Raw genomic sequence first — 19053 nt, forward strand, 5'->3', positions numbered from 1 at the left:
TACATCAATTAATTTTGGTTTTTGTGGCTTTTAAAAAGTTTTTGTTATATTTGAAACCAAAGTTTATAAAACATTAACCAATGTTTCTAACAGAATGTCCGCGTGATGCCATGCAAGGTTGGAGTGAGTTTATTCCAACAGATACAAAAATCAATTACCTTAATAGTTTAATGGAGGTAGGGTTTGATGTATTGGATTGTGGTAGCTTTGTTTCTCCTAAAGCCATTCCGCAAATGGCAGACTCTGGGGAAGTGTTGGATAATATAGATAAATCTTTATCAGATACTAAACTCTCCGTTATTGTAGCCAACATAACAGGTGCAGAAAAGGCACTTTCTCATGCCAATGTAGACATTTTGGGATTTCCTTTTTCTATATCCGAAACCTTTCAGTTTAGAAACACCAACAAAGATCAAGAAGAAGCATTCAATCAGGTAAAAACCATTTTAGAAATGGTAAAGTCTGAGAAAAAAACACTTAACCTCTACTTTTCTATGGCATTTGGTAATCCATACGGAGAAGATTGGAAATGGGAAGATGTTGCCTTTTGGGCGAACCGATTTTCGGAAATAGGAGTCAGAAATATATTACTTTCAGATACTACAGGGGTAGCCACTGCGGAAAGTATAGCTCTTTTATTTGATAAAATTCCTGCTAATCATCCTGATATTAGTTTTGGTGCTCATTTTCATAACAGGTATGAAGATTCTTACATTAAACTAAAGGCTGCGTATGATAAAGGCTGTAGACGATTTGATTCAGCTATAAAAGGGATAGGCGGTTGCCCAATGGCTAAAGATGACCTTGTGGGGAATATGCCTACGGAACAGCTTTTCAACTTTATGAATTTAGAAAAGATAGAGATTAAGCAGAATATGCTCCATTTTGAATCCGCATGGAATATTGCCAAATCTATTTTCCATTTTTAAACGTCAATCCGTTTTTATCAAATAGAATTTGATTTTACCTCAAAATTAAAATTAAAAAAGTTATTTTTGCAGGTATATTCTAAATATTATGGCTAAGCAAGAAGACGATTTTAAGAAAGTGGTATCCCACGCTAAAGAATATGGGTTTATATTTCCGTCTAGTGAAATATACGACGGACTATCTGCTGTTTATGATTATGGGCAAAATGGTGCCGAACTAAAAAATAATATTAAGCAATATTGGTGGAAAGCCATGACGCAGCTTAATGAAAATATCGTTGGGTTAGACTCTGCTATTCTAATGCACCCTACCACATGGAAGGCTTCTGGACATGTGGACGCCTTCAACGACCCTTTGATAGATAACAAAGATTCCAAAAAAAGATTTAGAGCCGATGTGCTTATAGAGGACTATTGTGCAAAACTAGAAGACAAAGCTCAGAAAGAAATAGCTAAAGCCCAAAAAAGATTTGGTGCTGATTTTGACGAGGAACAATTTGTAAATACCAACCCTAGAGTTCTAGAGTATAGAGAAAGGCAAAAAAGCATTCTTACTAGAATGGCTAAATCTCTTGATAATAATGATTTAGCTGATGTTAAAGCCCTTATAGAAGAGCTAGAAATAGCAGACCCTGATACAGGCTCTAAAAACTGGACAGAAGTAAGACAGTTTAACCTAATGTTTGGGACTAAACTAGGTGCTTCCGCGGAAAACGCCATGGAGCTTTACCTAAGACCAGAAACAGCACAAGGCATTTTCGTAAACTTCTCTAATGTACAGAAAACTTCTAGACATAAGCTACCTTTTGGGATTGCTCAAATAGGAAAGGCGTTCAGAAATGAAATTGTAGCGAGACAATTTATCTTCCGTATGAGAGAGTTTGAACAAATGGAAATGCAGTTTTTTGTAGCTCCAGGTACGGAATTGTCATTCTACGAAGAATGGAAACAAAAACGACTTAACTGGCACTTGGCACTTGGATTAGGTACGGAAAATTATAAGTTCCACGACCACGAAAAACTAGCCCATTATGCTAACGCAGCAGCGGATATAGAGTTTAAATTCCCATTCGGATTTAAAGAGTTAGAAGGTATCCACTCAAGAACAGACTTTGACCTTACAGCACACGAGAAATTCTCAGGTAGAAAGCTACAATATTTTGACCCAGAAAGAGGTGAAAGCTATGTGCCTTATGTGGTAGAAACTTCTGTAGGATTAGACAGAATGTTCCTAGCGGTGTTCTCTAGCTCTCTTAAAGAGGAGGCTTTAGAAGATGGCTCTACAAGAACGGTGTTGTCTTTACCTCCAGCCCTAGCTCCTGTAAAAGCGGCTATTTTGCCATTGGTTAAAAAAGACGGGTTGCCTGAATTTGCAGAAAAAATCTTCAACGAATTAAAGTACGACTTTAATGTTATCTTTGAAGAAAAAGATAGTATTGGTAAGCGTTACAGAAGACAGGATGCTATAGGTACGCCTTTCTGTATTACTGTAGACCATGATTCACTTAATGATAATACAGTAACTCTTAGAGAAAGAGATACAATGAAACAAGAAAGAGTTTCCGTAGAAGACTTAAGAAAAATTATAGATGATAAAGTAAACTTTAGAACACTTTTATCTAAAATTTAAAATAAATAATTTTTGCAGAGAAGCCTTGCCTAAATAATTAGGCAAGGCTTTTTTGTTGTAAACTTAATTTACTACCTTTGAACTTTAATTTAATCTAAATTAGTTAAAATGCTAGACATTAAATATATAAGAAGTCAATTTCCTATTTTATCTCAAAAAGTTAATGGTAAAAATTTAGTTTATTTAGATAACGGAGCATCTTCGCAAAAGCCTATTTCTGTTCTACAGGCTTGGGAAAATTACTACAAAGAAATCAATGCCAATGTACATAGAGGTATACATACTTTAAGCCAATTGGCAACCGAAGCAATGGAAGACGCTCGTAAAAAAGTTCAAACTTTCATCAATGCCAAGCACGATTATGAAGTTATTTTTACTAGAGGAACTACGGAGTCCATCAACTTAGTCGCTTACGCACTTACACCTCATATCAAGCAAGGTGATGAAATCATTATTTCCTACCTAGAACACCATTCTAACATTGTGCCTTGGCAGATGCTGTGTCAAAGAACAGGGGCAATACTAAAGGTAATTCCTATAGATGAAAATGGCATACTACAAATAGAAGTTTTAGACGAATGGCTTTCTGAAAAAACAAAATTAGTATCGGTAAATCAAGTATCCAATGCCTTGGGAGTTATCAATCCAATAGAGGGAATTATAGCAAAAACGAGACGATTATCAGACGCTTTAATATTGATAGACGGAGCACAATCAGTGCCACATTTTAAAATAGATGTTCAAAAATTAGACTGTGATTTTTTCGTGTTTTCAGGACACAAAATGTACGCTCCTATGGGAACGGGTATTCTTTATGGTAAGGAAAAAGCTCTTAACTCTCTAGCTCCATTTCACGGCGGCGGTGAGATGATAGCAACTTGTTCCTTTGAAGAAACTACCTATGCCGAACTTCCGTTTAGGTTTGAAGCGGGCACGCCCAATGTAGGAGGTAATATTGCCCTAGGAGCTGCTGTAGATTTTATGACGACAATAGGTCATGACAATATACAAAATCACGAAAACCAACTGATGCAATACGCTCAAAACCAACTAAAACAAATGGAAGACGTACATATCTATGCAGAAAAAGCGCCTAGAGTTGGTGCTATTTCTTTCAATCTTGATGGTGTGGGTATAGCTTCTGATGTAGGTATGATTTTGGATAAAATGGGCATAGCTGTAAGAACGGGACACCATTGTACACAGCCTATTATGAAGTTTTTTGATATAGCGGGTACAGTAAGAGCTAGTTTTGCGGTTTATAATACCTTAGAAGAGATAGATATTTTTATAGAAGGATTAAAAAAAGCACAAAAGATGTTGCGTTAATTTAATAATAGTTAGCTGTAATTTTACATGAAAAAACTCTCAACTATAATTAAAGAAAAATTAGAAATTGATATAGATGAAGGAAGATTTCCTTTTAAGTATTCTTACGAACAATATTTAAAAGATAATTCGGAGTTTAATAATTTGATGGAGACTACTAAATTATTAAATGAAGAATTCAAAAAAGATTTAGAGTTTGATATAGAATATTTTGATTTTATTATTAATAAAAACACACAGTTAGTTCTTTCCTTGAGCGAATATTTTGATAAAACAGAAAAAGCTAAAAATGATTATTCAATTGAAAGCTATTCATATAACTCTTTAAATCATTTTTGGATGGTGTTTACTGTTATAACAAATAATTATATTGCATTAAAAGAATTGTTTACAAATGGAAAAGATTATCAAGGCAAAGTATTGTTTAGAAATACTATAGAGCTGACTGAACTATGTATTGGAATTCTTGGCGATGAAGAATTTTATAATTTTTTCAAAAAAGAAAACAATGTAAATCATCCAACTAAAAATTATCAAACTCTAAAATTTGATGTAATAAAGAAAGTTTCGAATAAAATAATCACTCAAATAAAAAATCTTCCCAATAACAATATGAATAACGAATTATGGGATGAATATTTAAAAATGAGAAATGAATATTATGATGATACATCAAAACACACTCATTCAAATTTCTTTAATTTAATGCTAAATAGTCATGTTCCTTTAAAAAATAATGAACAACTAGGTTTATCTGATTTGATAATTCATAATCTTAATGGAATAATTAGTGTAAAAACTGACGAAAATATTGATCAAGTTTTTTTGTACGATTCGATTTCTTATATGATTTTGGTAATTTTGATAATTGATAAACATAAATTAAATTTTAACAAATTAGATGTTAAAAAAGATTATCTAGCTATTTTAACAGGGAATAATTGGGAGTTATTGAGATATAGAGAAAGGAAAAACTACACCTAACATAGTATTTACAAAAGGCAGGATTCGGGAATAATAGAAATTTAGTAATATTTAATTACAAAAATACTTTTCTAGAATGATAAATCACTCTATTTTTTCTCGCATTTTTTCAATCCATTTAAAAGTGGCGGGGCAGATTTCTATGTTTTTAATTGTGAGATGGTTGATTTGGTAAATCTTCTTTCTGTCTGTATGGGGAAACTCTCGGCAGGCTTTGGGGCGTACTTCATAAATCATACAAGTATTATCAGAGAACAAAAACGGGCAAGGCAATTGCTGTAATACCCAATCATTATCTTCGTCTATCCTTAGATATTTTTCTTCAAACTGAGTAGGTTTTAGTTTTAAAAATTTGGAAATTCGCTCTATATCTTGTGTCGTAAAAAGAGGACCTGTGGTTTTACAACAGTTGGCACAAGACAGACAATCTATCTCATCAAATACTTCATCGTGAATTTCTTGAGTAAGATAATCTAAATTTTTAGGTGGTTTTTTCTTAAGTTTATCCAAGAATTTTTTATGTTCTTTATGTTTCTGTTGAGCATGTTGTCTGTTAAGTTCCAAATCCATAGTGCAAATTTAGTGAAATCTTATTGTTTGATTTTTTTGTATGGTTTATACCTTTTCAAGTTATTTAGATTTTTATATTGAATTGGTCGGATTACTAATAATAGCAGGGAATTTTTTTGGTGTTTTTATTGCGTGAGGGATAGAGGCGGTATCCTTTTTCTTTTTTAGGTTCGGGATTTGGTGTTGGAGAAAAAGATATAGCCGAAAGCCCGACGGCGAGGCACTAGCTTTGGGATTGGGGAGCCGGCACGCTCTAATCATCGCACAAAAAAATACCCCTTTATTCGTGATGAGTAAAGGGGTATTGCTGTTAAAAAAATTTTATTATTTCAAATCAAAGCGGTCGGCGTTCATTACTTTTGTCCATGCTTTTACGAAGTCTTTTACAAACTTTTCTTTGTTGTCGTCTTGGGCATAAACTTCTGCGTAAGCTCTCAAAATAGAGTTAGAACCAAATACTAAATCTACACGAGTGGCAGTAAACTTGGTAATACCTGTTTTTCTATTTACAATGTTGTAAAGATTGCTTCCTGCTGGCTTCCAAGCATAATTCATATCCGTAAGGTGTACAAAGAAATCGTTGGTCAATACGCCTACTTTGTCGGTAAACACACCGTGATTAGTACCTCCGTGGTTGGTTCCTAATACACGCATACCACCTACTAAAGCTGTCATTTCTGGTGCGGTAAGCCCCATGAGTTGAGCTCGGTCTAGTAACATTTCTTCTGGAGTTACGGCATATTCTTTTTTCACCCAGTTTCTGAAACCGTCATGTAGTGGTTCTAGTGGTTCAAAAGATTCTACATCGGTCATTTCTTGCGTAGCGTCTCCTCTTCCTGCATAGAATGGAACTTCTACTTCAACACCAGCTTCTTTTGCTGCTTGTTCTACGGCAGCACTTCCTCCTAGTACGATAAGGTCTGCTAAACTGATTTTTTTAGCTAAAGTTGATTGGAATTGCGTTAAAGCATCTAATACTTTATTTAATCTCTCTGGCTCGTTGCCTTCCCAGTTTCTTTGTGGTTCAAGGCGGATTCTTGCTCCGTTTGCACCTCCTCTAAAATCGGAGCCTCTGAAAGTTCTTGCAGAATCCCACGCCGTGTTGATAAGCTCGGTGCGAGTTAAACCTATTTGAAGGATTTTTTCTTTTAATTCTTTAACTTCTGCATCGGTAAGTGTGTAATCTACTGCTGGGATTGGGTCTTGCCAAATTAAATCTTCTTGCGGTACATCTGCTCCTAAATAACGACTCTTAGGTCCTAAATCTCTGTGTGTTAATTTAAACCACGCCCTTGCAAATACTTCTGAAAAATAAGCAGGGTCTTGGTGGAATTTTTCTGAAATCTTGCGGTATTCAGGGTCGATTTTAAGTGCCATATCCGCATCGGTCATCATTGGGTTTCTTTTTACGCTTGGGTTAGATGCATCTACAGGCATATCCTCCTCTGCGATATTGATAGGCTCCCATTGCCACGCTCCAGCTGGGCTTTTCTTGAGTTCCCATTCGTATTTGAAAAGTAAATCAAAGAATCCATTATCCCATTGTGTTGGGTGGGTCGTCCAAGCACCTTCTAAACCACTGGTTACCACGCTAGCTGCCTTTCCGTCCCAATGAGGATTGTTCCACCCGAAACCTTGCTCATCTATATTAGCTCCTTCTGGACTTTCACCTAAAAGAGCCGCGTTTCCGTTTCCGTGGGCTTTCCCTACGGTGTGTCCTCCAGCGGTAAGTGCAACCGTTTCCTCATCGTTCATTGCCATACGCTTGAAGGTAGTACGCATATCTCTTGCTGTTTTTAGAGGGTCTGGGTTGCCATCTACCCCCTCAGGGTTCACATAGATTAAGCCCATTTGTACTGCTGCCAACGGATTTTCTAAACTCTCACGGTTTTCATCGGATTCGTATCTGTTTTCTGTGGCTGCTAACCATTCTTTTTCAGAACCCCAATAGATGTCTTTTTCTGGGTGCCAAATGTCCTCTCTACCACCTGCAAAGCCGAATGTCTTTAAACCCATAGACTCGTAAGCCATATTTCCTGCTAAAATCATAAGGTCTGCCCAAGAAAGTTGGTTGCCGTATTTCTTTTTGATAGGCCAAAGTAAACGGCGGGCTTTATCTAAATTAGCATTGTCTGGCCAAGAGTTAAGCGGGGCAAATCTTTGGTTTCCGTTGTTTCCGCCACCTCTACCATCTGCAATTCTGTAAGTACCTGCGGCGTGCCACGCCATACGAATCATAAGTCCCCCATAGTGTCCCCAGTCTGCAGGCCACCAATCTTGGCTTTCGGTCATTAGATTTTTAAGGTCGGTTTTTACGGCTTCTAAATCTAATTTTTTAAATTCTTTGGCGTAATTAAATTCTTCTCCTAAAGGATTAGTTTTAGTATCGTGCTGATGTAGAATATCTAAATTAAGTGCTTTTGGCCACCACTCCATTACAGAGTCTCCCATTTCTGTATTTGCTCCGTGTGCTACGGGACATTTTCCTGTTGATTTTGGTTGTTCTTGTTGTCCGTGTGGAAACGGGCATTTTCCTGTGTTTTCCATATTTTTTTGTATTATTTTAATGAGTTATTGATGCAAAGGTAACGGAATATTTTAATTTGTAAAAACAATTAAATTTATAACGATGATAGATTTTATAAATTAAACTATAACTTCTATAGTAATACAAGAATTGAGCCTTTTTTGTGGTTTTCTAAACTTATTCTATATTTATCCATGATTAAAATAAAGAGATACAATGTTGGTAATTGCAATAAAAAAAGTAAAGACTAATGAGGTTGAGCTTCTGCAACAGATAAGTAAAACTACTTTCTATGAGACTTTTGCTGCGGATAATACTCCAGAGAATATGCAAAAGTATTTAGATGAGGCTTTTTCTGTAAAGTGCCTTAGAGAGGAGTTGCAAGATGAGTTTTCGGAGTTTTATTTTGCTAGAGTTGATGGGGTGTTAGCGGGGTATCTTAAGCTTAATTTTGGTGTTTCGCAAACGGAGTTGAAAGACCCTAAAGCTATTGAGATAGAGCGTATCTATGTACTGAAAGCCTTCCAAGGCAAAAGGGTAGGGCAAGCCCTCTACGAACATGCTCTCCAACTGGCTAGAGATAGAGGGGTAGATTATATTTGGCTAGGGGTATGGGAACAGAACCATAAAGCCATTCGTTTTTATGAGAAAAATGGCTTCGTGGCGTTTGACAAGCATCTATTTATGTTGGGAGATGACCCTCAAACAGATATTATGATGAAGCTGAAATTATAAAAGCTACAACCGCTGTCTTAAAATTTCGTAACAACTCACTGCTACGGCATTACTTAGGTTGAGGGAGTCTATTGTCCCTGCCATAGGCACGAGAATATTTTCTGCCTTGCCTTTCCAAAAATCACTAATCCCAGAGTGTTCTGTCCCGAAAATTAAAGCGGTTTTGGTTTTAAAATCTTTTTGATGGATTAGCTGGGCGTCTTCGCTCATAAAAGTGGTGTAAACCTTAAAATGGTGTTTCTTTAAAAATGCTAAAGTACTCTGGTTATCTGCTTGAAAAATATTCATACCAAATAAACAACCTACACTAGACCTGATGACATTTGGGTTGTAAAAATCTACCTTAGGGTCGGTAACAATAAGGGCGTCTATGCCAAACGCTTCACAGCTTCTAAGTATAGCCCCAAGGTTGCCTGGTTTTTCTATGCTTTCTACAATGATGACCGAAGCATTTTCGGACGGAATAAAATGGTCTAAGTGGTTTTGTGGTGTTTTGTAAACACCGATAATCCCTTCGGTAGTGCCTCTATAAGCGATTTTTTGGTATATCTTATCTGTAATGTAATAGATTTTTGCATTAGTGGGTAGTTCTGCAGAGAAAATACTCTCACAGATGTAAAACTCTAGGGCTTCGTTGCCAAAAGTTAAGGCTCTCTGATTTTCCTGCACACCTTCTACGATGAAAACGCCCTGCTTCTTTCTAAACCTATTATCGGTGGCTAATCGGTTGAGGTGTTTTATTTTATCGTTCTGTAAACTTTCTATGATTGTTTTCATTTTTGGCTAGTCTTTTTCGCTGTCGTCTATTAGACCTTGTGCAAGGGTCTTTTTGGTTTTTACGCCTAACTCTTTTAGTTTTTCGGTTTGTTTCACAAGGTTATCTCTGCCCGAAGTAAGTTGCCCAAAGGCATCGTTATAGGCAGATTTAGCATTGTCTATATTTTTGCCTACTTTCTCTAGATTTTCTACAAATCCTACAAACTTATCATAAAGTTTAGCCCCTCTCTCGGCGATAGCCATTGCGTTTTGGTTTTGATATTCTCGTTTCCAAAGGTCGGCAATCAGCTTTAGTGAGGTGATAAGGTTGCTTGGGTTGAGGAGTAATATTCGCCTATCGTAAGCAAAGCTCCAAAGGTTAGGGTCGGCTTGCATAGCGGCAATATAGGCGGGTTCGCTAGGGATAAACATCATGACAAAATCTAGCGATTTACCATAATCATCATAGGCTTTATGAGATAATTCTACAATGTGATTTTTAACCGAACTAAGGTGTTTGTTGAGGTTGATGTCGTAGAGGTCGGCATCGGTTTCGTCTATTAAATCTGTAAAGGCGGTAAGTGATACCTTAGAATCTATGATGACGGTACGCTGGTCAGGATATTTTACCACAGCGTCAGGACGCATTTTCTTACCCGAAAACTCGGAGTAAAGAGCTTTGTTATCCTCATTTTTAAGCTCGTGTTCTAGGAAGTATTCTCTGTTTTTTACCAAACCAGATTTCTCTAAGATGCTTTCTAGTATCATCTCGCCCCATCTGCCCTGTGTTTTAGCTTCACCCTTTAAAGCACGGGTTAGTTTTTTGGCGTCTTCGGAAATTTGTTGGTTGAGTTCTGCCAATTCTTTTACCTTTGCTCCTAGAGAAAAGCGTTCTTTAGCCTCTTTATCATAGGTTTCGTGTACGGTGTTTTTGAGTTCCGTAATTTTCTCTTGGAAAGGCTTTAATATATGTCCTAAATTTTCTTTGTTGAGGGAAGTGAATTTTTCGGTTTTCTCCTCTAAAATTTTATTAGCAATGTTTTCAAACTGAAGTTTTGTGGCTTCTTGTAGCTCTTGTATTTCCTTTTTCTGATTGACTAATGATTGTTCTAGGGTTTCATTTTTGGCAGAAAGTTCACTTATTTTAGCATAATAATGCTGATTTTTCTCCTGTAGTTGAGTGAGGTTGAGTGTTTGAGTTTGTAGTTGGGTTTTTAGTTCTTCCACTTGGCTATGAGCTGTTTCTAGCGTAGCCGAAGTTTTGGATAAAGAATCTTTAAGGCTTTCATTTTCTGTGGTTTTTGCTTTATAGTGTTCTTTTTCCAAATTCAGACTTTGCTCTAAATCTTTAGTTTTTGAAATCCAATTTTTAAGGTCGGTTTCATTAGCTATAAAATTACGGTTAAGCTCGTCATAGGTTGTTCTAGAAATGGTGTTTGATTTACCAAAAAAGTAAACCATAACCCCACCTATCACTCCTCCAAAAATAAAAATGATGATAAAGTATAAAGTCATCTAATTAATCTAAATTTTATATAATTTGTACTACAAACGGTCTTTTCTGAAAGTTATATTCTAAGTACTTCTTTTGCGAGTTCTATCATTTTAGGCTCTCCTGTGTATTTGCCTCTTTCATCGGAAAGTTTTACTGTAGGAATCCAGTCGCCGTTAGGGGCTTGTACGCCTATGAGCTTCATCACGATGTTCATTGGTTTGAGTCCGACATCATTAGTAAGATTGGTGCCTATACCAAAAGAGATGCCTATAGTGCCGCGAGTTGCTTTGGTTATTTCTTCTACTTTTTCAAGGTTTAAACCATCGGAGAAAATGATGTATTTAAAGTTAGGATTGATGCCAAAACCTTCGTAATGCTCTATGGTTTTTTTTGCAAATTCTATTGGGTCTCCGCTGTCGTGGCGAACGCCGTCAAAAAGTTTAGCGAACTTCTTATCAAATTGGCGGAAGAAAACTTCTGTAGTATAAGTGTCCGAAAGGGCAACTCCTAAATCACCACGATAAACATCTACCCAATGTTCTAATGCGAGTTGGTTTGCCATTTTGAAACCATATTCTGCGGCGTGGAACATAAACCATTCGTGGGCGTGGGTGCCGATAGGTTTTACACCATATTTCATAGCAAAATGAACATTAGAAGTTCCGATAAACTGACCTTTTTCTTCCATAAGAGCCTCCATTACTAATTGGTGGACTTTGTAAGAGTGGCGTCTTCTGGTTCCAAATTCAGCAAAGGTAACGCCTAGTTCGTTAAGTTTTTTAGACTTTTCTACGGTATTTTGCACAACGGTTTCATTGGAATCTCGCTCCATTTTGTTCATTCGGTAATGGAGTTCAGAAATGAGTGCCAAAAGTGGAACTTCCCATAATATGGTACGATACCAAAGCCCTTCTACACTTACTTTAATATCATTGCCTTCTTGTACGATTTTAACTTCGGAGGGGTCGTAATGGTAGCCTTCTAAAAAGTCTAGGTAAGGTAAGGCTAAGTAAGGACAGGTTTCTTGTAAGTATAGTTTTTCTTCTTTGGTGAGTTTTAGCTCTGCCATAGAATTTACCGCTTTTCTAAGCTCGTCAGCAAAGCCTTCAGGGAAAAAATGTTTCCCACGGTTGATAAATTCGTATTTTACTCTGGCGGTAGGAAATAATTTCACTACGGCGTTTTGCATGGTTATTTTATAGAAATCGTTGTCTATGATAGACTTTAGACGTACTTCTGGCATAATACTTCTGGTTTATATGCAACAAAAATAGGGTTTTTTGTGAGAATGGAGATAAAAAAGAGGCTACCCTGTAAAGGATAGCCTCTTTTTAGTTTGTTTTGAGTGATGGTATTACTTGTCTAAGAAAGCATTATACATCCAAACTTCTTTTTCTTGCTCTTTGATGTAGTCGCTCATTTGAGAATTAGTGCCTTCATCACCCGCCTCTCCTGCAATTTCTAAGATTTCTCTTTGTAGGTCAATTACTATCTTGAAGGCTTCTAGAATTTGTTCTACGCATTTGTTTCCGTCGGTTACTTCTTTGCTTTCCTTTATAGAAGAAACCTTTAAATAATCCGAATAATTATGGTTAGGGGTAGCACCTAGTGTTAAAATTCTTTCCGCAATTTCGTCTATTTTAAGAACTAAAGAATCGTAGAGTTCTTCAAATTTAGGATGGAGCGTGAAGAAGTCAGCTCCTTTGATATTCCAATGAGCTCCTCTCGTATTTTGATAAAAAATAGAGTAGTTAGCTAATAGTATATTTAGTTTTTCAGTGATGTTTTGGCAATCAGATTCTTTTAAGCCTATAATTTTAGAATTTTTCATAATTAATTTTATTAAATGTTGATGGTGCAAAGGTAAGCTATATTACTATTTATCTTATGAATACTATGATAGTAAAAAACTATTGAGGTAATAGAGGGGGATTGTGGTTTGAATGTGATTTACAAAAAGCACTTGATAAATATGGCGTTCAAGTAGTTGTATTAAAATAATTTTGCTAATTGAAAAATACTTGTTACATTTGTGCCATTCTTTGTAATGGAGCGAAATAAAGATGGAAAATGATAAATATCAGGTCAAAATATTTGTTTATGTGGGGTATATTTTGTACTTCCTTCCTTCCTTCCTTCCTTCCTTCCTTCCTTCCTTCCTTTAAATAAAGGTTTAAATTCTGAAGATAAAAAAGGCTGGTTGTCCCGTGGTAGTGGGACGACCAGCCTTTTTTATAATTTTCATCATTACTCTCATTTCGTTTTTAGCAAATATTTTGTGGCGTTTGGAGGCTTCTTGTGGCTTATAATGGGGCAAGGAGAGAGGTTTCTTTTCCTATCCAAAAATTTTAAATGTATAAAAATATAATCCTATGGTTTCTAACTTGAATAACAAACACCTTACTGATGAACAAATGAAAGCCATAAACGATGAAATGGCGGCTTTAGAACAAGTTCTATCACCAATAAATATTAACCTTACTTCCGAAGACCGTAATAGATACGGAAGAGTGAATGAACAAAATAAACTGTTCATCAATAAAGTGGCAGATTTTGCACAGGCTCAGCCCAATTTGAGAGTACCAGATGTGGACTGGGAAGAGTTTTTCAGAGATATGAAAACTCGTAGTTTCCTTGAGACACTTTATAATAGGCTTACGGCTTTACAACAAAAAGTGCAGAATACTAAAATCTTGCACGATTATGATAACTACCAAGATGCTTTAGCAGATTATGCTTACACCAATTATAAAGCAGGGTCTAAATCCGTAGGTTACGAAACAAAACAAAAAGAATTAAAGCAGTTTTTTTCTCGTTCTCGTAGAAAACAAAACGAAGATGGGGAAACAAAGAGTGAGTGATGTTATCTGGAAGACCTTTTTGATGAAATCTATCACCTAAATGATAATACAGAAGACTATTTTGATAAAAAATATAACCTAAATGGTATTATGAAATCCGAAAAAACAGATACGAATAACTAAAAAGGTAGAAAATATAGGTAATTAAGTTAAATAAGGTATCTCGGGGGTAAAATATGGATACCGCAATTTAAGACCTCTATCCGAAGAGAGGCGTCAAATAGTTAAATAATTGTAAAAATTAAAAATAGAATTATGAAGAAAAATTTATTGACATTATGCGTCGTGGCGGCAACAATGCTTCCAGCTACCGCACTAGCACAACAAGAGGTAGAGAACCTTACTGTAAGAAAAGGGAATGAGCTAAGTCGTGAGTATTTGCGTCCATCTATGAGTTCGCTCTATTTTACAGACGGGAGTTATGAGGCTAACCAAATCGTTAAATATTTACAGCAGATAAATTCTGAACAATATGATGTAAATAGGTTAGAAAAAACGATTTCTGAAGGAGATTTATCAAGCAGGGAGTTAGTAGATGTAGTTTTGGATAGTTGGAAAGTAGGAAACCAAATAATGGGTAATTGGTTTCCAGAATTTATCAATGAGCAAGAAGGTTACTCTCTAAAAGTATTGGAGGGAAGAGGTAAATATGCTGCTACTGATGCCGATGTTCTAAGAAGCGAAGCGAGTCACAGAAAATCGGTTCTTAATAACTTAGGAGAAAAATTGATAGACCGTTCTTATGTAAAAGTATGTTATCTATACAAGGGTAAACAGAATGAAACTAGATTAAAAACTTATATATATAAGTTGAATTTTAATGACGAAGTAAGAACCAACTTCTATGATAATTATTTTAATCGACCTGACGGAGTACAAAAAGCGACTTTTCCATTGGTTTTTGTAATGGAAGACGATTCATCACTTACAGTCTTTAAAGACCGTGAAGGTAACATAGATTATGGCTCTACTGCAATGTCTGCTTTTGAATATATAGACAGAAAGCTATCTAGTAAAGTGAATGATTTCAAGGTTCAGACGGCAGTAATAGAAACTTCTCCTATTAGAGCGAAAATAGGGTATAAAGAAGGGTTGAGGATTGATGACCGCTATGATGTGATGGAACTTGTCTTAGACTCTGAAGGTAAAGAAGTAGCTAAGAGAAAAGCGGTAGTGAGAGTGGATAGCTACATTGCAGATAATCGTTCAGAAGCTACAGGAGAAACTACGGATATGACCAAGTTTTATAAATTACTAGGAGGAAGGGTGCAGGAGGGAATGACCCTTGTGAAAAAAGGAGAAGTGGGGACTAGTGTTATTCCGTATGCTTCATTATCAGGAGTAGGGTTAATGTTGGATTATAGAACAAAATGGTATCCTGGACTTTTTGTGTATCTAAAAGGAGATTTACCCGTAGGAAAAGACTATGTTACTGGAAAGCAAGAGATAAATAAAGCTTATTCAAAATTCACTATTTCTGGCGATAATATAACTGTGGACAAGAAAGATGCTCACACAATATTTAGGCTAGGGTTAGGCGTAATGAAAGAGTTTTATTTTGCTCGTAACTTAGTTGTAGGAGCAGGAGTAGGAGCAGGTAGGTTATTCGCAACGGAATCCGAAAATAAACAAAAACTTGATTTTAAAGTGCTATATGGTGAAGCTATTGGGCGTTTTGGTATCCAGTTCTCTCCAAATTTCCAATTATTTGCACAAGCAGACTACAACTATTACTTTGGTGATGGGGTAGAGTACAGTATTGGTTATGGTAAAACCGTTAAACTCTATGATGGTGAATATTTTAATAAACAGCTAAACAAGCTGGGTATAGGAGTAGGAGCTAAAATATCATTCTAAAAATAAATATATAATGAAAAAAACAATCATTATATCAGGGTTGGTAATGCTTTCAGTAGCATTCCAATCCTGCTCTACCACTCAAGTTTCATATGATTACGAAATAGTATGTCAAGGAGTAGGTTCGCAGGGGTCTAATTTGGTGAAAGTTTATTCCTATGCTTCCACAATGGATGAAGCCACCAGGCAGGTAAAGCGAGATGCAGTACACGGGATTTTATTTAAGGGGATATTAGGAGGAAATCGTTGTTCGTCTCAACCTCCTATCGTAAGTCCTGCGGAATTAGAGAGTCATAAAGAGTTTTTTGATAACTTCTTTAAAGGAGATTATGAAAGATTCGTTAATCTATCTTCCGATGGAAATATCCCAGCAAAAGATAGGCTGAGAGTTGGAAGTAAATATAAAATAGGTGTAACCGTTTCTGTTAATAAAAATGAACTTCGCAAGTACCTAGAAAATAAAGGGGTTATAAAGAAGTTAGGACATTTATTTGAATAAAATAATAATATGATGAAAAAAATAAGTACATTATTTATTTTCATAATGTTGGGAATTAGCACCTTGTATAGTCAAGGTGCTAAAAAGCCCAAAATTATGGTAGTTCCATCAGACGCACTCCTTAACCAAAAAGGTTTATTATCAGGAGGAGACGATATGGGAGAAGAAGTTTTTGTTCAAAACTATAGTAAAGCATTTCTAGATATTGAATTAAAAGCAATGATTTCAAAATTCGGTGAAATGATGAAAGAAAGAGGTTTTGAGACGGTAATGCTTGAACAAGAGTTAAAAAGAAATCAGGGTAAAGGTCTATCAGTAAACTATGATATAAAAATAGATTTAACTTATAAAGTAACATCACAGGGACCGAGGAAAAAAGTTTATGCCGAATTTTCGGGTATAGATGTGTATAGCAGTAAACAAATTGCAGCATCTAGCGGAGAAAGTGAATATGCTATTGGTGAATCTAATGAGAATCTTCTTCAAGAAGCGGTTTTAGATAAGATAGACCAATTTAATAATCAACTGATGACAACCTTTAATGAAATGGCACAAAATGGTAGAGAATCTCGCCTTATCATTATTTCAGAAGGTCTATCATTAGATGAAGAAATGGACGGTAAAAACATTTTAGATTTTGTAGAAGATTGGCTGTCCGCTAGATGTGTAAGAGGGAACTTTACCACAGATGATGCCAACGAAAGTAGGATAGAGGTTTCGCAAGCGATGATGCCTTTGTTTGGAGAGAATGGAAAGTCTTTAGATGCAAGGAACTTTTACAGGGATTTAGAAAAAATGTTAGGAAATATTGCGGCATCTAAAGGGTTTAAACTAAGTAGAACCAAATCAAAATTGGGTGAGGTAGAGTACACAATAAAACAAAATTAGAAAATATGAAATCAAAACAAACTCTAAATTATCTATTATTTTTTATAGGGATTATATTTGGAACGGCTCAAGAAGTTACGATAGCTCCAGCTCGGATAAAAAGTGATTATACTCTATCAGAAAAAGCAGATACTCAGATTATAGCTAAGATGCAGAAGGTGCTTAATAAAAGTGGTATAATTGACTATGAAAACGCCGTTTTTGCACTAGTTCCCGAAATATCTATATTATCGGAACATACATCTTCTGGTATTCCGTCAATTGCAGAAGTAGAATATGAACTTTCATTTAGTGTGATGAATATTTTTGATGGAAAGGCTTTTGCTACTCATTCATTTAAAACCAAAGGGAGAGGGAGTAATAAAGGAAATGCTATTGCAATGGGATTGAAAAATATTGATTTAAATACCCCAATATTTTCTGAATTTTTAGAAAGAACTAAATCAAAAATAATCTCCCATTATGAGAGAGAATTACCTAAAATGATACAAAGAATTAACATTCAAGTAGGTGCTAAAAATTATGAAGAAGCCCTATTCATTTTATCACAAATTCCAGAAGCAATTCCTTCTTACGCTTCAAAAATTTTACCCTTAACAGAGAAGGTTTATAAGTCTTATGAAGAAAATTTAGGTAAGGAGTTTTTACAAAGAGCAAAATCTAAGTGGGCGATTAGCAAAGATGAATACACCGCCTCGGAGGTGGCAGAGCTATTGTCTCAAATTCCGGTAGAAACCTCTGCTTATAAAGAATCTCAAGTGTTGTTAAAAAATATTGATAAATATATAGCAAATAAAGATGTTTTTTATAGAAAACTTCGTGAAAAGGAGATAAATAATGCTCATCTAGAACGTAAAGCTGCCATAGAAGCAATAAGAGCTATAGGAGTAGCTTATGGTAAAAATGCAGGGACGAAAGTTGTTCTATGGAAGTAAATCAAAAATAATTTGGTTTTCGTAAAAAAGAGGTCAGACAACTTTATCCATTTATAAAACTACATCAATTAAAAGGTAAAGAAGGACAAAATAGATGAATAATTGTGTATTTTAGAAAAAAAAGTTATCTTTGCACCTTGAAACTAAAAATAAATAAAAGCAATTAAATGCCTACTATTCAACAATTAGTAAGAAAAGGAAGAGCCACACTTGCCAAGAAGAGCAAATCGGCTGCTTTGGATTCTTGTCCACAAAAGAGAGGTGTATGTACAAGAGTATATACAACTACACCTAAGAAACCTAACTCTGCACTTAGAAAAGTAGCAAGGGTAAGACTTTCTAACGGTAAAGAAGTAAACGCTTATATCCCGGGCGAAGGACACAATCTCCAAGAGCACTCGATAGTATTGGTAAGAGGCGGAAGGGTGAAAGACCTACCGGGAGTTCGTTATCACATTGTTCGTGGTGCTTTAGATACCGCTGGAGTTAACGGAAGACTTCAGAGAAGATCTAAGTACGGTGCTAAGCGTCCTAAAGATGCTAAAAAGTAATCATTAAATTTTAAGAAACAGAACAATGAGAAAAACAAAAGCGAAAAAAAGACCGTTGTTACCAGATCCAAAATTTAATGATCAGTTGGTAACTAGATTTGTGAATAACCTAATGCTAGACGGTAAGAAGTCTATCGCATTCAGAATTTTCTATGATGCACTAGACATCGTAGAAGCTAAAAAAGGAGAAAACGAAAAAACTTCATTAGAAATTTGGAAAGATGCTCTAACTAATGTAATGCCTCACGTAGAAGTGCGTTCAAGAAGAGTTGGTGGTGCTAACTTCCAAATTCCGATGCCTATTAGAGCAGATAGAAAAATCTCTATGGCAATGAAGTGGCTTATTAAGTACGCTAAAGCGAGAAATGATAAGTCTATGGCTCAGAAATTAGCTGCTGAAATTATTGCTGCTGCTAAGGAGGAAGGTGCTGCCTTCAAAAAGAAAACTGATACTCACAAAATGGCTGAGGCTAACAAAGCATTCTCACACTTTAGATTCTAATAGGA

General features: G+C 35.7%; 18 protein-coding genes. 12 read left to right on the forward strand and 6 right to left on the reverse strand.

Annotated features, from left to right (window positions below):
* Nucleotides 1-80 precede the first annotated feature (80 nt).
* The 4 genes from RA0C_RS07930 (at nt 81) to RA0C_RS07945 (ending at nt 4872) form a co-directional block, all read left to right on the forward strand.
* The gene (locus RA0C_RS07930; protein WP_013447068.1) at nt 81-929 is read left to right on the forward strand and encodes a hydroxymethylglutaryl-CoA lyase; all 849 of its coding nucleotides are present in this window, start codon (nt 81-83) and stop codon (nt 927-929) included.
* Nucleotides 930-1017: 88 nt separating this feature from the next.
* Nucleotides 1018-2559, forward strand: coding sequence for a glycine--tRNA ligase (locus RA0C_RS07935; RefSeq protein ID WP_013447069.1), 1542 nt, complete (start codon nt 1018-1020; stop codon nt 2557-2559).
* Between the two features lie 108 nt (nt 2560-2667).
* The gene (locus tag RA0C_RS07940; protein ID WP_004916415.1) at nt 2668-3888 is read left to right on the forward strand and encodes an aminotransferase class V-fold PLP-dependent enzyme; all 1221 of its coding nucleotides are present in this window, start codon (nt 2668-2670) and stop codon (nt 3886-3888) included.
* Between the two features lie 27 nt (nt 3889-3915).
* The gene (locus tag RA0C_RS07945; protein WP_004916416.1) at nt 3916-4872 is read left to right on the forward strand and encodes a hypothetical protein; all 957 of its coding nucleotides are present in this window, start codon (nt 3916-3918) and stop codon (nt 4870-4872) included.
* Between the two features lie 84 nt (nt 4873-4956).
* On the opposite strand, the gene RA0C_RS07950 is transcribed toward RA0C_RS07945, so the two are convergent.
* Nucleotides 4957-5442, reverse strand: a complete 486-nt coding sequence (locus tag RA0C_RS07950) for a YkgJ family cysteine cluster protein (protein ID WP_004916419.1) — start codon at nt 5440-5442, stop codon at nt 4957-4959.
* Nucleotides 5443-5766: 324 nt separating this feature from the next.
* Nucleotides 5767-7989, reverse strand: coding sequence for a catalase/peroxidase HPI (gene katG, locus RA0C_RS07955; protein ID WP_004916421.1), 2223 nt, complete (start codon nt 7987-7989; stop codon nt 5767-5769).
* 196 nt (nt 7990-8185) lie between these two features.
* Here katG and RA0C_RS07960 point away from each other — a divergent pair, with 196 nt between their 5' ends.
* Nucleotides 8186-8704 carry a GNAT family N-acetyltransferase gene (locus RA0C_RS07960; protein WP_004916422.1) on the forward strand — a complete coding sequence of 173 codons (519 nt, stop codon included), beginning with the start codon at nt 8186-8188 and terminating at the stop codon, nt 8702-8704.
* Nucleotides 8705-8707: 3 nt separating this feature from the next.
* Here RA0C_RS07960 and RA0C_RS07965 read toward each other — a convergent pair whose 3' ends face one another.
* From RA0C_RS07965 to RA0C_RS07980, 4 genes are all read right to left on the reverse strand, one after another.
* Nucleotides 8708-9481, reverse strand: coding sequence for a TrmH family RNA methyltransferase (locus RA0C_RS07965; RefSeq protein ID WP_004916425.1), 774 nt, complete (start codon nt 9479-9481; stop codon nt 8708-8710).
* Nucleotides 9482-9487: 6 nt separating this feature from the next.
* Nucleotides 9488-10975 carry a DNA recombination protein RmuC gene (gene rmuC, locus RA0C_RS07970; protein WP_004916428.1) on the reverse strand — a complete coding sequence of 496 codons (1488 nt, stop codon included), beginning with the start codon at nt 10973-10975 and terminating at the stop codon, nt 9488-9490.
* 53 nt (nt 10976-11028) lie between these two features.
* Complete coding sequence (pncB, locus tag RA0C_RS07975; protein WP_004916430.1) at nt 11029-12198, reverse strand: nicotinate phosphoribosyltransferase; 1170 nt, start codon at nt 12196-12198, stop codon at nt 11029-11031.
* Between the two features lie 111 nt (nt 12199-12309).
* Entirely contained in the window at nt 12310-12786 is a 477-nt protein-coding gene (locus RA0C_RS07980) for a Dps family protein (protein WP_004916434.1), read from the reverse strand.
* Nucleotides 12787-13327: 541 nt separating this feature from the next.
* On the opposite strand from RA0C_RS07980, the gene RA0C_RS07985 reads away from it, so the two are divergent.
* The 7 genes from RA0C_RS07985 to rpsG all read left to right on the forward strand — a co-directional run bounded on the left by RA0C_RS07985 (nt 13328) and on the right by rpsG (nt 19048).
* The gene (locus RA0C_RS07985; RefSeq protein ID WP_004916436.1) at nt 13328-13816 is read left to right on the forward strand and encodes a hypothetical protein; all 489 of its coding nucleotides are present in this window, start codon (nt 13328-13330) and stop codon (nt 13814-13816) included.
* 255 nt (nt 13817-14071) lie between these two features.
* Nucleotides 14072-15673, forward strand: a complete 1602-nt coding sequence (locus RA0C_RS07990) for a hypothetical protein (RefSeq protein ID WP_013447070.1) — start codon at nt 14072-14074, stop codon at nt 15671-15673.
* Nucleotides 15674-15686: 13 nt separating this feature from the next.
* On the forward strand, nt 15687-16172 hold the full coding sequence (locus tag RA0C_RS07995) for a hypothetical protein (protein WP_004916441.1): 486 nt from the start codon (nt 15687-15689) through the stop codon (nt 16170-16172).
* A gap of 9 nt (nt 16173-16181) precedes the next feature.
* Entirely contained in the window at nt 16182-17060 is an 879-nt protein-coding gene (locus RA0C_RS08000; protein WP_013447071.1) for a DUF6175 family protein, read from the forward strand.
* Nucleotides 17061-17065: 5 nt separating this feature from the next.
* A complete protein-coding gene (locus RA0C_RS08005) occupies nt 17066-17995 on the forward strand; it encodes a hypothetical protein (RefSeq protein WP_004916447.1) in 930 nt (309 codons plus the stop codon).
* A gap of 167 nt (nt 17996-18162) precedes the next feature.
* Entirely contained in the window at nt 18163-18546 is a 384-nt protein-coding gene (gene rpsL, locus RA0C_RS08010; protein WP_004916448.1) for a 30S ribosomal protein S12, read from the forward strand.
* 25 nt (nt 18547-18571) lie between these two features.
* On the forward strand, nt 18572-19048 hold the full coding sequence (gene rpsG / locus RA0C_RS08015; RefSeq protein ID WP_004916451.1) for a 30S ribosomal protein S7: 477 nt from the start codon (nt 18572-18574) through the stop codon (nt 19046-19048).
* Nucleotides 19049-19053 lie beyond the last annotated feature (5 nt).

It is taken from the genome of Riemerella anatipestifer ATCC 11845 = DSM 15868 (assembly GCF_000252855.1).
Taxonomy (GTDB): Bacteria; Bacteroidota; Bacteroidia; order Flavobacteriales; family Weeksellaceae; genus Riemerella; species Riemerella anatipestifera.